The organism is Nitrosopumilus zosterae (assembly GCF_025998175.1).
GTDB lineage: Archaea > Thermoproteota > Nitrososphaeria > Nitrososphaerales > Nitrosopumilaceae > Nitrosopumilus > Nitrosopumilus zosterae.
Genome location: NZ_AP026695.1, coordinates 1,726,466 through 1,739,145 on the forward strand (window position 1 = coordinate 1,726,466; position 12,680 = coordinate 1,739,145).

At 33.4% G+C, this 12,680-nt stretch carries 15 protein-coding genes; 4 read left to right on the forward strand and 11 right to left on the reverse strand.

Annotated features, from left to right (window positions below; genetic code table 11):
• Positions 1–8: 8 nt before the first annotated feature.
• The 3 genes from OO712_RS10370 to OO712_RS10380 all read right to left on the reverse strand — a co-directional run bounded on the left by OO712_RS10370 (position 9) and on the right by OO712_RS10380 (position 2,898).
• Positions 9–887, reverse strand: a complete 879-nt coding sequence (locus OO712_RS10370; protein WP_109877640.1) for a hypothetical protein — start codon at positions 885–887, stop codon at positions 9–11.
• Positions 881–2,047 (reverse strand): glycosyltransferase, encoded by a 1,167-nt coding sequence (locus tag OO712_RS10375; protein WP_109877639.1) that lies wholly within the window; start codon positions 2,045–2,047, stop codon positions 881–883. The genes OO712_RS10370 and OO712_RS10375 overlap by 7 nt, the downstream gene beginning before the upstream one ends.
• A gap of 92 nt (positions 2,048–2,139) precedes the next feature.
• A complete protein-coding gene (locus OO712_RS10380) occupies positions 2,140–2,898 on the reverse strand; it encodes a hypothetical protein (protein ID WP_225866932.1) in 759 nt (252 codons plus the stop codon).
• Between the two features lie 115 nt (positions 2,899–3,013).
• On the opposite strand from OO712_RS10380, the gene OO712_RS10385 reads away from it, so the two are divergent.
• Positions 3,014–3,214, forward strand: coding sequence for a hypothetical protein (locus OO712_RS10385; RefSeq protein ID WP_109877637.1), 201 nt, complete (start codon positions 3,014–3,016; stop codon positions 3,212–3,214).
• An 85-nt stretch (positions 3,215–3,299) separates the two neighbouring features.
• Positions 3,300–3,968: a hypothetical protein gene (locus OO712_RS10390; protein ID WP_109877636.1), complete on the forward strand. Its 669-nt coding sequence runs from the start codon at positions 3,300–3,302 to the stop codon at positions 3,966–3,968.
• A gap of 26 nt (positions 3,969–3,994) precedes the next feature.
• On the opposite strand, the gene cobM is transcribed toward OO712_RS10390, so the two are convergent.
• Genes cobM through OO712_RS10410 form a run of 4 tightly spaced genes read right to left on the reverse strand, consistent with a single transcriptional unit; the run spans position 3,995 to position 6,591 of the window.
• Positions 3,995–4,753: a precorrin-4 C(11)-methyltransferase gene (gene cobM / locus OO712_RS10395; RefSeq protein WP_109877635.1), complete on the reverse strand. Its 759-nt coding sequence runs from the start codon at positions 4,751–4,753 to the stop codon at positions 3,995–3,997.
• Positions 4,746–5,468, reverse strand: coding sequence for a precorrin-2 C(20)-methyltransferase (gene cobI / locus OO712_RS10400; RefSeq protein ID WP_109877634.1), 723 nt, complete (start codon positions 5,466–5,468; stop codon positions 4,746–4,748). The genes cobM and cobI overlap by 8 nt, the downstream gene beginning before the upstream one ends.
• 36 nt (positions 5,469–5,504) lie before the next feature.
• Entirely contained in the window at positions 5,505–6,095 is a 591-nt protein-coding gene (cbiT, locus tag OO712_RS10405; protein ID WP_109877633.1) for a precorrin-6Y C5,15-methyltransferase (decarboxylating) subunit CbiT, read from the reverse strand.
• Between the two features lie 19 nt (positions 6,096–6,114).
• Complete coding sequence (locus tag OO712_RS10410; RefSeq protein ID WP_109877632.1) at positions 6,115–6,591, reverse strand: hypothetical protein; 477 nt, start codon at positions 6,589–6,591, stop codon at positions 6,115–6,117.
• Between the two features lie 99 nt (positions 6,592–6,690).
• Here OO712_RS10410 and rqcH point away from each other — a divergent pair, with 99 nt between their 5' ends.
• A complete protein-coding gene (gene rqcH / locus OO712_RS10415; protein ID WP_109877631.1) occupies positions 6,691–8,637 on the forward strand; it encodes a ribosome rescue protein RqcH in 1,947 nt (648 codons plus the stop codon).
• On the opposite strand, the gene OO712_RS10420 is transcribed toward rqcH, so the two are convergent.
• Both OO712_RS10420 and OO712_RS10425 read right to left on the reverse strand, forming a co-directional pair.
• Positions 8,615–9,001 carry an aconitase X swivel domain-containing protein gene (locus OO712_RS10420; RefSeq protein WP_109877630.1) on the reverse strand — a complete coding sequence of 129 codons (387 nt, stop codon included), beginning with the start codon at positions 8,999–9,001 and terminating at the stop codon, positions 8,615–8,617. The genes rqcH and OO712_RS10420 overlap by 23 nt on opposite strands.
• Positions 8,998–10,152 carry an aconitase X gene (locus OO712_RS10425; RefSeq protein ID WP_109877629.1) on the reverse strand — a complete coding sequence of 385 codons (1,155 nt, stop codon included), beginning with the start codon at positions 10,150–10,152 and terminating at the stop codon, positions 8,998–9,000. Before OO712_RS10425 ends, OO712_RS10420 begins: the two co-directional genes overlap by 4 nt.
• A gap of 53 nt (positions 10,153–10,205) precedes the next feature.
• Between OO712_RS10425 and OO712_RS10430 the strand changes: the two genes are divergently transcribed.
• The gene (locus OO712_RS10430; protein WP_109877628.1) at positions 10,206–10,856 is read left to right on the forward strand and encodes an endonuclease III domain-containing protein; all 651 of its coding nucleotides are present in this window, start codon (positions 10,206–10,208) and stop codon (positions 10,854–10,856) included.
• On the opposite strand, the gene OO712_RS10435 is transcribed toward OO712_RS10430, so the two are convergent.
• Together OO712_RS10435 and sat are read right to left on the reverse strand one after the other, a co-directional pair.
• A complete protein-coding gene (locus OO712_RS10435) occupies positions 10,840–11,505 on the reverse strand; it encodes a hypothetical protein (RefSeq protein ID WP_109877627.1) in 666 nt (221 codons plus the stop codon). The genes OO712_RS10430 and OO712_RS10435 overlap by 17 nt on opposite strands.
• A 30-nt stretch (positions 11,506–11,535) precedes the next feature.
• The gene (gene sat / locus OO712_RS10440; RefSeq protein WP_109877626.1) at positions 11,536–12,678 is read right to left on the reverse strand and encodes a sulfate adenylyltransferase; all 1,143 of its coding nucleotides are present in this window, start codon (positions 12,676–12,678) and stop codon (positions 11,536–11,538) included.
• Positions 12,679–12,680 lie beyond the last annotated feature (2 nt).

A 12,680-nucleotide genomic window follows, 5' to 3' on the forward strand; every position in this document is an offset into this window, starting at 1 on the left:
TTAATTTTCTAGATTTCTTTGAGGGCTTTTAATAATGAGGCATCTTCATAGAGTTGTTCTTCAGGAAAACAATTTAGCATTTTACCATTCTCAATTTCATAAAATTCCCAATTATCACAATCTCTATCAAATTCATATGGACGAGTATTATCAAAAACCCAGTCAAAGCCATTATCAATGTGCTTTTCTGGGTATCCATGACCCCTGATCAAAGTAGCAGTATTTTGGTCATAATTTACTTCTATTTCAGCATATAATGCATTAGGGTATAGATAGATTACATTTGGATGTGAAGTGATAGCATCAAATTCTTTCTTTGTAACATATTCACTATGTAATAGAATAACTTTATCAAAATGGTTTAAAATTTCAGGATTTTTATCAACATCGATATCACTTAGAAATTTATAATTTAGAAGTTTTAGAATCTGTGCACCATTACCGCCCATTTCTGTACGTAAAATTAATTTTATTGGGACAGTAAGACATGATACATCACATCTGTCAGAATAATAATCATAAAATCCAGGAGAATTATATGCAGAAGAAGTAAAAATTGGAAATATAACTACTGTTTTTTCATCTGTGTTGGATAATTCGTCGTATAATGATAAGTTTTCATCATCCAATTCAAAAGCGAGTTTAAGATATTTGTGAATATTTTTATCAAGAATATAATCATCTTTGATTGCTTTAATTATAAAAATGGAATCAATAGGTAATTCAACCATATCAAAATCTTTAAAATCAATATTGAAATTAAAAAATTCAATATCATGAATGTTTGATTCTTCTATAGGAATTTCTGTTTGATATTGTGTAAAAATCACTAATGTGATGAAAGCTGCAATTATTCCAATAAAAATTATTTTGAAATTAATTACCATAGTTTATCTTTGAATGTCCATTTTTTATTCAAAATGAAATTACTAAAAGCTCCAGTTAAGACCCCAACACCCAATGCAGTTGTATACATCCAATCATAATTATCGACCAATGAAAATACAACACCAAGTTGTATTAATGCACCAAACGAACTGAACATGATGAATTTTGAAAACTGTGAAATTGTTTTCTTAAAAGAAAAATCTCTATCACCAAATGTCCACCACTTGTTCAAGACAAAATTTGATGTCATTGACGTTATTATTCCCAAAATATTTGCATGTAGATACCAAATCTCTGTTAGCCCACCAGAAAACATCAATGAAATGATATAGTTTATTGCAAAACCTGTTGCCCCAATGGTATAAAATCTTCCTGCCTTAGAGAAGAATTTTACAGATTTTCTTTTTTCATTATTTTCTTCTGGTTTACCTGAACGGTATAGTTTCCAAACAGATTTAACATAATCAATGATTATAGGAAAATCTAATTTGCTCGAACCTAATGTTCTGTTTTGAAATGTATATGGTATTTCTTTGATATCAAGTCCTCTTTTCTTAACTAGAATTTCTAAGAGTATTTTGTAACCAATTGCGTCAAAATTCAATCCTTTCAGAATACCTTTTCTAAATGCAAAAAACCCGGACATTGGATCATTTGTTTTAACCCCAAGACCTTTTTTTGCAATCATTGTTGCAATTTTACTTAACAACTTTCGTTTTTTGTTCCATCCGTTAATTTTACCGCCAGTAATATATCGAGATGCGACCACCATATCGCATTGATAATGTCTTAGTGTTTCAATCATTTTAGGAATTATTTGTGGAGGATGAGAGAGATCACTATCCATTACAACAATTGTATCGCCGGTTGCTCGTTGTATTCCACTAAGAATAGCTGAACTCAACCCATTTTTTGCCGTTCTATGAATGACATTTACTGTGTATCCAGCAATTTTTTTAACATTTTTCAAATAATCTTCTACAATTTTGCCTGTTCCATCAGGAGAATTATCATCAACAACAATTGCTTCTGTAAAAATATTTTTTGGAATAATATCTCCGATAGATTTTAAGACATTTAGGATATTTTGTGATTCGTTATAGGTTGGAATAATTATTGAAACTTGAGGCTTGTTTGCGTTCCTAGTTTCAAGAGCCATTTGATTAAATGGAAAAATTAGTAGTTATTAATTTTTAATTAAAAATATCAGATTTCAGGCACCAAATTTTTGAAATTGATATTATAGTTTTTTTAATGTCTAAAGGTATTGATCTTAAACATGTTAAATTTTGTAATAATGATAGATACTGTCATTAATGAGAATGTTAAAGAGAACATAATTAGTAGATCAAATTCTGGAAGTGATTTGTCAGGAGACACTAAATCACCCCATTGACTTGGACTAGAAAAAGAAGTTTGATTTTTTATTTCATAGGGCCATGAATAATGATTTTGGGAATCTCCATCATATACAGAAACATAAAAACCGTAATTGTCTGAACGTCCCAACACATCTAATGGAATTCTAAATTCATAGCTTGTATGTGGGACTTTGCTATATCTGTCATATTTATCAGATGCAGTGCCCTTTGCAACAAAATTTTTGTCATTGGAAATTATATCAAAACTATCATCAATTGAAGAATTATTTCCTCTGTAGGTGAATGAATTTTTTGTATCTAGTGTTGTGGAAAAACAATAATCATCAGATTGTGGAATTATGGTTTTATCATTTTTAGTGTCAAAACAAATCATTGCATTATCAGATCCTTTATCGATATTTGTATCACTTGCAAAATTAATATGAACATAAATAAAATTATCTTGATGACCTGTTCTCAAGTGAATTTCATTTCCATCGTCAAATACAAATCTGTTATAGCTAGATTGTTTCCATTCATACGCATGAGTCCATTTTCCATCAAAGATTACTTGATCTAAATCAGACGAGATAGAAATCAGGATAGGATCTTCAGCATGTACGCTCTCAAAAAAAATAGGAAAAAACAAAATTATGAATAAGATATTAAGAATTTTTAATTTATTTTTCATTGGATTTGTTTATTTATTCACCTATAGAAAAATTTATTTCAGTCTTTTTATACTAGATGTAGATTAAAAAATTATGAATAAAGTAATAATTATCGGAATTATTGTAGCAATTATTGGGATTGGTGCATTATCAGTTTTAGGCATTAGTTCAGATAGCAATAATAAAGAATCAATGGATGAATTTGGCAATGAAGTTTCCAGCGACGATGTTAAAACTGAGCCTAAACAATTTACAATAGGATTAGAGGAATCTGTAGGAGTTTCAGGAGGATAGTTATTTCCAAAATGATCCATTTTGGAGCTAATATTCAGAAAAATTTACCAGAATGCCTATAAGTTAATTTATCTACAAGATTTCAATGAAAAACGCAACAGGCATTGGTATGTTAGCCGCAATCACATTTGCAGTCGGAATGGTTGGATTAAACTTTTCAGATGGTACATTTGATTTGCAAAGTAATACCGCATCTTCATATTCAGAAGGTTCAAGTATACTAGGACATATCGAAGTCATACACACTGATAGTGAAGGAAATATTCTTTCTTATCAACAAACAGATAATGCAATTGTAAATGATGGACGAAACTGTACTGCAATGTTGCTATTTGGAGCAAACAGTGGCTGTACTGCTGCAACCGCAGCTAGTTTAGGCAAATACACAGTTATTGGTATCAGTAACGGTTCAGCATTAGCAGATACAACTGCAAACACAGTGCTTCCAGCTGAAATCACGGTTGGCGATGGATTAAATGCAGTAGCAGGTACTTTGGGTACATTCACAAATTCAACTGGCGACTCTGATCCTGCAGTACAAAGAATTTCAAATCAATTCACGTATGATTCAGGAGCATCCCAAACTGGAAACCAAATTAATGCAGCAGGCTTGTTTAATCAAACAGCCACTGGTGCAGACAGAGGAGTATTCGCATTGAAGAACTTCCCATCAACAGTAACCATGAATCCAGGTGATCAGTTAACTGTTAACTGGGATATCACAATTGATGGTTCAGACGCAGTAGGACCTTAGACATCTAAATCTGTTTTTATTTTTCTTTATTTTTTCTTTCTATAGCCATGGCTAAAGTTTTTGTCATACAGTTTTGAATATTCGTATGATTCAGGATCAATTACATCACTAATAATCACAATTGCGGTTCGAGTAATTTTTTCATCTTTGACTTTTTTTGCAATATCTTCCAGAGTTCCCTTGACAATCTTTTGATCTTCCCAGCTTGCTCTGTACACTACTGCAACGGGTGTAGTTTTTTTGTATCCGCCTTCAATTGCTTCTTTAACTAATTTAGAAAGTAGATGGACACTAAGATAAAAGATCAACGTAGCTTTGTGTTTTGCAAGTTCAGAGATGCTTTCGCGTTTGGGTACTTTGGTTCGAGATTCTGCCCTGGTAACTATGATTGTCTGAGTTACACCGGGAAGTGTCAATTGAGTTCCAAGTGCTGCAGCTGAGGCTAAAAATGCAGTTACGCCTGGAACAACTACAGAGTTTATTCCGTTTTTCTCAAGATTGTCAATCTGTTCCTTTATCGCACCATAAATTGAAGGATCACCATCATGCAATCTGACAACAAGTTTGCCTTTTTTTGCATTCTTGTACAGCAAGTCAAAAATTTCCTCTCTCACCAGTTTTGCAGCATCAAAAAGATTTCCCTTTTTGCAAAGATTCAAGATAGGTTCAGGAATTAAAGAGCCAGAATAAACTACGACGTCTGCTTTTTGAATCAGTTTTTTTGCCTTTATTGTGATTAGTTCAGGATCACCGGGACCACAGCCTACAAAGAATACATCAGACACGCTTTACCACCAAGATTGAGAAATATTTTGTAGTTAATGTATCATCATTTACTTCACCCAATGTAAGTTTCCGAATAATTTCATGGTCTGTTCCAAGATCTTGCCCTATTGCAAAGATAGAGTCATCGGGAAATCCAGATTCCTTTAGAACTTGAATCACCTGATCAAAGTACCTTCCGTCTTTTAAAAATACCATAGTCTCAGAATTCTTTGCAATTTCTTTTACACTTGACAGATCATAGCATGATGGAATTATTGCAACTTTTTCTGCACCTTCAGCAATACTTACACCTACCTTTGATGCAAATGTAAACATGGAAACAATTCCAGGAATCACACTAATCTCCATGTCGGGATAATTTTCTTTGAGATCCTTGTGCATGTATATCCAAGTGCTGTACAAATATGGATCACCTACTGTAAGATATACCACATTTTTTCCTGACAAAACAGTTTCAGCCATTATCTTTGCATTTTTTTTCCATGTCTGCTCCAGAATATCCTTGTCTTTAGTCATTGGAAAGATTAGTTTTACAATTTGTTGATTTTTTGATTTATCAATTAATGATGAAACAACTGACAACGCAATGCTGGGTCTGTCCTCTTTAGAAGCTGGACACATGATGATGTCTGCATTATTTATTGCATTTACTGCCTTGACTGTAAGTAATTCTGGATCCCCAGGACCAACACCAATTCCAATTAATCCAGGCATGAAAAGAATCACTTTTCTCCCAATTAAAAATCTAGATTACACTCTAGTAGCAGAAATTATGGTGACAGGATTTCTTGCAAGCATCATAGTTCCGGTACTAGTCTTTCGACTCTTGGATATGGTTACTTGGGTGATATCAATTGACTCAAACTGTAATTTATCTAATATTTGCAGTACGGAATAGAGTGTCTCAATTAGAATAATACCAATTACAATTCTGCCGCCTGATTTTAGCTTGTTCTCAGAAAGTTCAACTATATCTCTGGTATCGCCTCCAGTACCTCCGATAAATATTACATCAGCCTCTTCAAGATCTTTTATCTTTTCTTTGGCATCTCCAAATATTACTGAAATATTTGATAATCCAAATTTTTTCATATTTTTTTTTGTTAGTTCTATTGCATTCTCATCATGATCAATTGCTAATACCTTGCCTGTTGATTCTATTTGAAAGCCAGCTTCAACAGATATAGAACCGCTTCCGCATCCAATATCATAAATTGTTTGGCCTGGTTTTAATCTAGCTTTGCTGATTTGTATAGTTCTTACTTCTTCTTTTGTGATTGGAACATTTTCTGTTCTCTCAAAATATTCATCAGGAATTCCAGGCGTTTTGTAATTCCACATATACAATCTTCATTTGTTTTTAGATGTTAATTCCACTTGAAACACTTCCTGCGTGGACTAGCGTATATGTTACAATCCATGTAAACAAGTACAAGAAAACATAACTGCCAATTGCTTGTGTGACAATTTTCTTTCTATCTGAAGAAGGTAATTGCATTTTCATTCCCTTTGCAACTATAATTGTTCCAAAAAACACCATAATCATAAACGCAATTGATGCCCATCTTCTGTCTTCACCTTCTATATCTTCAAAGATAAAAGTTGCAGCAGTTCCTGCTATTACTGCCAATGCAACACGCATCCAAAATAATTTGTTTAGTTTTCTATCTTTCTCGCTTTTCTCAGCTACACTGACTGGTGGTTCAGATGATGGATTCTCCGAAGTAGGTTCAGATTTCTCCGTTTCAGGAATATCAACTGGATTTTCACTAGATTCTTTTTTAGAATCTTCAGGTCCTGAAGTAGGTTCAGATTTTTTCTTTTTGAATTTTGCCAAAGTAAATTTCTAGCGTGACTCAGGCAAACCATGTTTAATATCTTTGGTCAAAGGAATAGTATAGCAAGGGTATAATTTTAGATATAAAACACAATAACCATGACATTATCGGGCATAGAACTACGGTATTTAGTAAATCAGATTTCAGAACAAGTTCAGGATTATTACATTAGCAACATTTACGGAATTACAAAGGACAGCATTCTCTTCAAGCTTCATCATACTGAAAAAAGTGATCTGTTCATGATGATTTCAACTTCAGGAGTGTGGCTGACCAAAGTAAAAATCGATCAAATGGAACCAAATAGATTGCTCAAAAGACTACGAAGTGATCTACTTCGATTGAAATTAAAAAAAATAGAACAAATAGGTGCAGAAAGAATTGCATATTTTACATTTGAAGGATTTGGAAAAGAATTTGTTCTAGTAGGGGAATTTTTTGGAGATGGAAATATTTTGCTCTGCAACAATGATATGAAGATTTTAGCATTGCAGCATTCAATAGAAGTCAGACATAGAAAACTTAGTGTAGGATTAGATTATGTACAACCACCTACTAGTGGAACAGATATTTTTAACATATCCGAATCAGACTTTGAAGATCTTAAAACCACTGATTTAGTTTGTGCAAAATGGTTTGGTAGAACCTTGGGTTTACCAAAAAAATATGTTGAAGGAATTTTTGAGATTTCAAATGTTGATGGTAAAAAAATCGGTAATTTGTTAACTGCTGAAGAGACAAAGAGAATTTTTGATACAACAAAAAAAATTGTTTCAGATATTGTATCAGGAAATCATGATCCAATTATTGTTAGAAATGGAAAAGCTGAAGTCCTTCCAGTAAGATTAGGAAAAATGGAAGGCGAAGTAATTAAGGCAAATAGCTTCATAGAAGGATTAGATACTGTTTTTACTGAAAACATTGTTGAGAAAGGAAAATCAATTCAGTCAAGCGGATCTGATAAAAAAATAAAAGAACTGGAAACTCAGATTTCAGAGCAAGAAAAAGCAATCGAGACAGTAAAAGAAAGATCAAAAAACATTACAAATGTAGCAAATTCCCTTTTTGAAATGGTCTCACATGGAATTGTATCAATTGAAGACAATTCTGCTCATAAGATTTTAGCTAATAATAATGCAAAATTAATTACTGAAAAAGGGATTCCATTAATTGTAATTCAGGATGAAAAAATAAAGATCAACACCAAAGCTCCTCTTCAATCTATTGCATCCGTACTATTTAATGAAGCCAAAAAACAATCAGGTGCAATCAAATCAATCCAGGAAATCAAAGAACGAACAATGAAAAAATTGGAAAAATTACAAAACAAAACAGAATCTGAAAAAGACATCACTGTGATTTCAGAAATTAGGAAAAAAAATTGGTATGAAAGGTATAGGTGGTTCTTTACATCTGATGATTTACTTGCTATTGGTGGAAGAGATGCAGCATCAAATTCTGCAGTAGTTAGAAAGCACTTGGTAAAAAATGACAAGATATTTCATGGGGATATTTTTGGTTCTCCATTCTTCATCCTTAAAGAAGCACAAAATGCTCCAGATAGAAGTATGAATGAAGTTGCTCATGCCACTGTATGTTTCAGTCGTGCTTGGAAAGAAGGAATGTATGGTGTGAGTGCCTTTTGGGTAAATCCAGAACAAGTAAAAAAATCAGCCCCAAGCGGAGAGTTTCTTCCAAAAGGTTCCTTTACAATAGAAGGGCAAAGAAATTTTATCAAATCAGATACTCTCAAGTTAGCTGTAGGAATTATTCCTCAAGATGATGATTATGTGTTAACGTGTGGTCCCCCAGATCCAATCAAGAAAAAATCTATTTGTTACGCAATAATTGAACCACATGGATTAGAATTAGTGGATGTTGCAAAGAAAATTCGAATAGAGTTTTTAAAAATGTATGAAGACATCGTGAAGAAAATCAATCTTGACGAGTTTGTTCGTGTCTTACCCTCCGGTAAAAGTCAGATAAAGGAAATTAGTATTGGAGATCTAGATATAGAAAAATTCACTGATTCTGAATTGGATTAGAAGAATCAGTATCCAGAGATATTCTCATTCCATCTTTAATAGAGTCAAATTCTTTATCTGAAATTGTTATTAATAGAATATTTGCCAGTGCACATCCAGTAGCTACTGTGAGATCTGCCTTTTTACAAATCATTGCAAGGGGTGCAGATTTGTTTGATTTTATTGAATAAATAGTATAGGCACCAACGCTACTGCCCACTCCCGATGGAAATACAAGAATTGCATCTTTAATTGATTTGCCAAACAAATCATGGTTGTTATCACTAATTATTCCAGTCTTTTTGTCCACTGTTCCTAGGAAATTAATTGGATTTTCAGATTTTAAAACAGTCCCTTCTACTTTTCCCGCAACTAGAACTTTCATCTTGTTTCATCTTGAATTATTTGTGATAAGGATTTCAGATTTACATCTACACCGTTGGAGTTTTTAAGATAAAATGCACCCTTGATACTATTTGTCGTAACAGAATCAACATTATCTTTGTTAATCAACGGAGTCAAACATGTACAACAATCAGAGAGAATTTCGCATCCAGCACGTTCAAGTTCTGTTGTGTATCCAATTTTTCTTGCTTGCTCTTTTACGGTCCTCGGACAAAAAACCATACATCTCTTTTGAAAAGATCTTCCCTTTAGCATATTTGTAAGATCAGAAATTTCATCCAATCCCAATTGAGGACTGCCAAGTGTAATCATGTCACCTTTTTCAGCAGTGTTTAGCTCATCATGTACATTTTGCATCTCTTTTTCATCAAAATCTATTTTTTCACAATCAGAATCACCATCACTGAAAATGAATTTGGCACAAGTTCCTGATGTACCCATTCCACCACACATTGCTTTGCATTGTCTGTTATCCATTTCAGCGAGTCCTGAAATATTTACAGATGTATCTCCAACTTTTCCTGCAAAGAATCCTAGCATTCCATATGTCAGTTCGTTTGGATTTTTTATCTTCATGTTAATTGTAACATTTGGAGTGTCGTCTTTTCTTATTGAAGAATAAGGACTTTTTCCAACTAACGCACTAGCTAGTGCACTGAATGCACTTTCTTTGTTTGTTTTGAGATTATCATATGAATTTGCATGAATTGCTGCATTACTTTCTGCAAATGCAACTTGAGTCCCATCTTTTGGAATCTCAAAAATTTCATAAGGAATGCACGAGAAAGAAGGGATTACACCCATTGTCTCATATGATTTTCTAATTGATAGTTGCTTTAAGATAAAATTTTCGTCTAATCCATAGTTTATTACATTGTCAATATCAAATCCCATTGGATTAAGGGTAGTTTTTACGGTGACTCGTGCGTCTTTGCTAATACTTGACAGAAATTCTTCTCCGGCATCCCCAATTGTATTATAATTTACGCCTGAAAGGTGTGCCCATTCTATTGGAATTAATTTTTCTGCATCTGTCGCCTCTCCTGTTGCAATTAAAATTCTATATGCCATCTGCATAATTTCCCCTTGCTCGCCTTTTAATGCAGATTCTTCTTCTCTAGTTAATTCCAACGAGATAATTTGTTATTACAGTTATAATACTTGTACGTAGATTTTCGTTGAAAATGGAAAAAATTCTTCGTGGAATGACTGATACAATGAATTCTGTAAAGCCACCAAGAATTACAGCATTACAAGATCTTCATGATGCAGAAACTGGTCCATTTAGCATTCTAATTGGAACAATACTTTCAGCTAGAACCAAAGACGAAGCTACAACAAAGGCTGTAAAAGCATTATTCTCAAAGTACAAAAATCCAAAAGAACTAGCAAAGGCGAAAATAAAGGACGTAGAGAAAATAATAAAATCAATTGGATTCTATCATGTAAAATCAAAAAGAATCATAGAAGTTGCAAAAATTATTGATAAAAAATACAAAGGAAAAGTTCCAGATAATCTAGATACTTTGGTGCAGCTGCCAGGAGTTGGAAGAAAGACTGCAAATTGTGTTCTAGTATATGCATTTGAAAAGCCCGCAATTCCAGTTGATATTCATGTTCATAGAATCTCAAACAGATTAGGATTGGTGGATACCAAAAATCCAGAGGAGACAGAGCAGGAACTAATGAAGAAAATTCAAAAAAAATATTGGATAGACATTAATGATACGTTTGTAATGTATGGTCAAAATATCTGTAAACCAATTTCTCCAATGTGTGATGTATGCAAGATTAAAAAAATGTGCAAGTATTACAAATCTAAGAACGTTTCTTAGTTAGAAATAATATGCCAACTATTATCCCAATTGCTGCTGCCATGTAAAAAGGCAACATTGCAAACGTATTCTTTGCAGGATCACCTGATAGAAATTCTATGATCATTACTCCAGAATTGATCGCTGGAGGATCGGTTGAATCTTCCATTCCATAAACTGAATACGAGTCAATTACAAATGTACCAATATCCAGATTGGTAACTACAATTCTTGCGCCATTATTGACGGTCAATCCTGCTGTATCAGTAAATGATACGATGGATTTTGCTTGTGGATACCAACCTCTATCTAGATCTTTATGGACAACAACGTATCCTTCTTTTGGAGTTTGAACCGCAACCCAAAACTTGTGATCAGGTTGTGAACCCATTCCGACTTCAATAAACTCATCAGGAGTCTCTTTATCATATAGTCTCAGAACAGCATTTCCATTAGGATTTGCATAAAGTAGATTGTTATCAATTGTTACTTGCCAGCTAACAGCATGTACGTCATCAAGCATTATAACTGGTGCATCTCGCAGAATTGTGTTAAATTCACCTGCGGGAATCTCTATTGTATTTATGATTAATGACGGATTAGTTAACTCTTGAGCAAAAACAGGAGTGAAAAAAAATCCTAGAGATAGAATAAGAAAAACATATTTCACAAGCTAGAACAAATTTGATTGAATAAAAATCTAATCAACAAAAGGTTTAGGATGATCTAAAATAACTTTAGCAACTTCGGGTCTTAGAATAAATTCAGAAGGTGCTTGACCGTTTTGAATCATTTCTCTTAATTTGGTTCCACTAATTTGCTCTTTATCATCATCACCATGTGGACATGCTTTTGGAGTTGTGTATGTTAGACATTTTCTACAATAGAAGAATGGTGGAAAAAATACAGGAGCAATTTCTAATTCCGGATAATCAGAGAAGATTTTTTGTGCAGCAAATGGATCATAGAATGTTCCTACACCCGCATGATCTCGTCCAATAATGATGTGTGTGCATCCATAGTTTTGCCTCATTATTGCATGATGAATCGCTTCTTTTGGACCTGCATATTTCATCTCAGTGTGTAAAGTTCCTAAAATACATCTGTTTTCTGGATAGTACAACTTTATCATGGTCTCATAGCATTTTACAATGACTTCATCAACAAAATCGCCTGATTTTTTCTTTCCAATAATTGGATTTACAAATACGCCATCCCGTGTAGTAATTGATGTTTTTTGTAGCATTTCATGTGCTACATGTGGAGGATTTCTGGTTTGAAATGCACAAATTGTCTTCCATCCTGCCTTTGCAAAGGCTTCTCGTGTCTGTTTTGGAGTTAATCTATTTTCTCTAATTTCAGTATCACTAGGTCTTTGAATATAATCAATCTTGCCGCCAACCAAATAATCTTGCATTGACATTGTCTTTGCAACACCCGGATGTGAGTTATCATTTGTACCATACACTCCTTGCACAAATTTTTCCTTATCAAGAGAATATGTTTCATCTACATGTAAAACTGCAACTCCAACTCCATCTGGGTTTTTTAATAATACATCACCTGATTCTTTCATTTTAGAAGCAGTTTGCTCATCAACATCAAGAACTATGGGTATGGTCCAAGCTAAATCATTTGCCAGTCTTCCTCTTGAAACAACACTTTCAAAGTCTTGTTTTCCTAAAAATCCCTCAAGTGGGCTGAATATTCCATCGGCAATGTTTTCAACATCATTTGCAAGATCTTCTGTAATTGTTATTGAGAATAGTCCAGTAGGATCAACTTTAGCAATTCTATTTACCAGTATTCCACCATGCGGTTTAATCGAGTTGCCTTCTGACATGT

What these genes read in the sequence shown, in the direction of transcription:
- OO712_RS10370 (WP_109877640.1), bottom strand. Translation starts at nt 887, where the DNA reads ATGGTAATTAATTTCAAAATAATTTTTATTGGAATAATTGCAGCTTTC.
- OO712_RS10375 (WP_109877639.1), bottom strand. Translation starts at nt 2,047, where the DNA reads ATGGCTCTTGAAACTAGGAACGCAAACAAGCCTCAAGTTTCAATAATT.
- OO712_RS10385 (WP_109877637.1), top strand. Translation starts at nt 3,014, where the DNA reads ATGAATAAAGTAATAATTATCGGAATTATTGTAGCAATTATTGGGATT.
- OO712_RS10390 (WP_109877636.1), top strand. Translation starts at nt 3,300, where the DNA reads ATGAAAAACGCAACAGGCATTGGTATGTTAGCCGCAATCACATTTGCA.
- cobI (WP_109877634.1), bottom strand. Translation starts at nt 5,468, where the DNA reads ATGCCTGGATTAATTGGAATTGGTGTTGGTCCTGGGGATCCAGAATTA.
- cbiT (WP_109877633.1), bottom strand. Translation starts at nt 6,095, where the DNA reads ATGTGGAATTACAAAACGCCTGGAATTCCTGATGAATATTTTGAGAGA.
- rqcH (WP_109877631.1), top strand. Translation starts at nt 6,691, where the DNA reads ATGACATTATCGGGCATAGAACTACGGTATTTAGTAAATCAGATTTCA.
- OO712_RS10420 (WP_109877630.1), bottom strand. Translation starts at nt 9,001, where the DNA reads ATGAAAGTTCTAGTTGCGGGAAAAGTAGAAGGGACTGTTTTAAAATCT.
- OO712_RS10430 (WP_109877628.1), top strand. Translation starts at nt 10,206, where the DNA reads ATGGAAAAAATTCTTCGTGGAATGACTGATACAATGAATTCTGTAAAG.
- sat (WP_109877626.1), bottom strand. Translation starts at nt 12,678, where the DNA reads ATGTCAGAAGGCAACTCGATTAAACCGCATGGTGGAATACTGGTAAAT.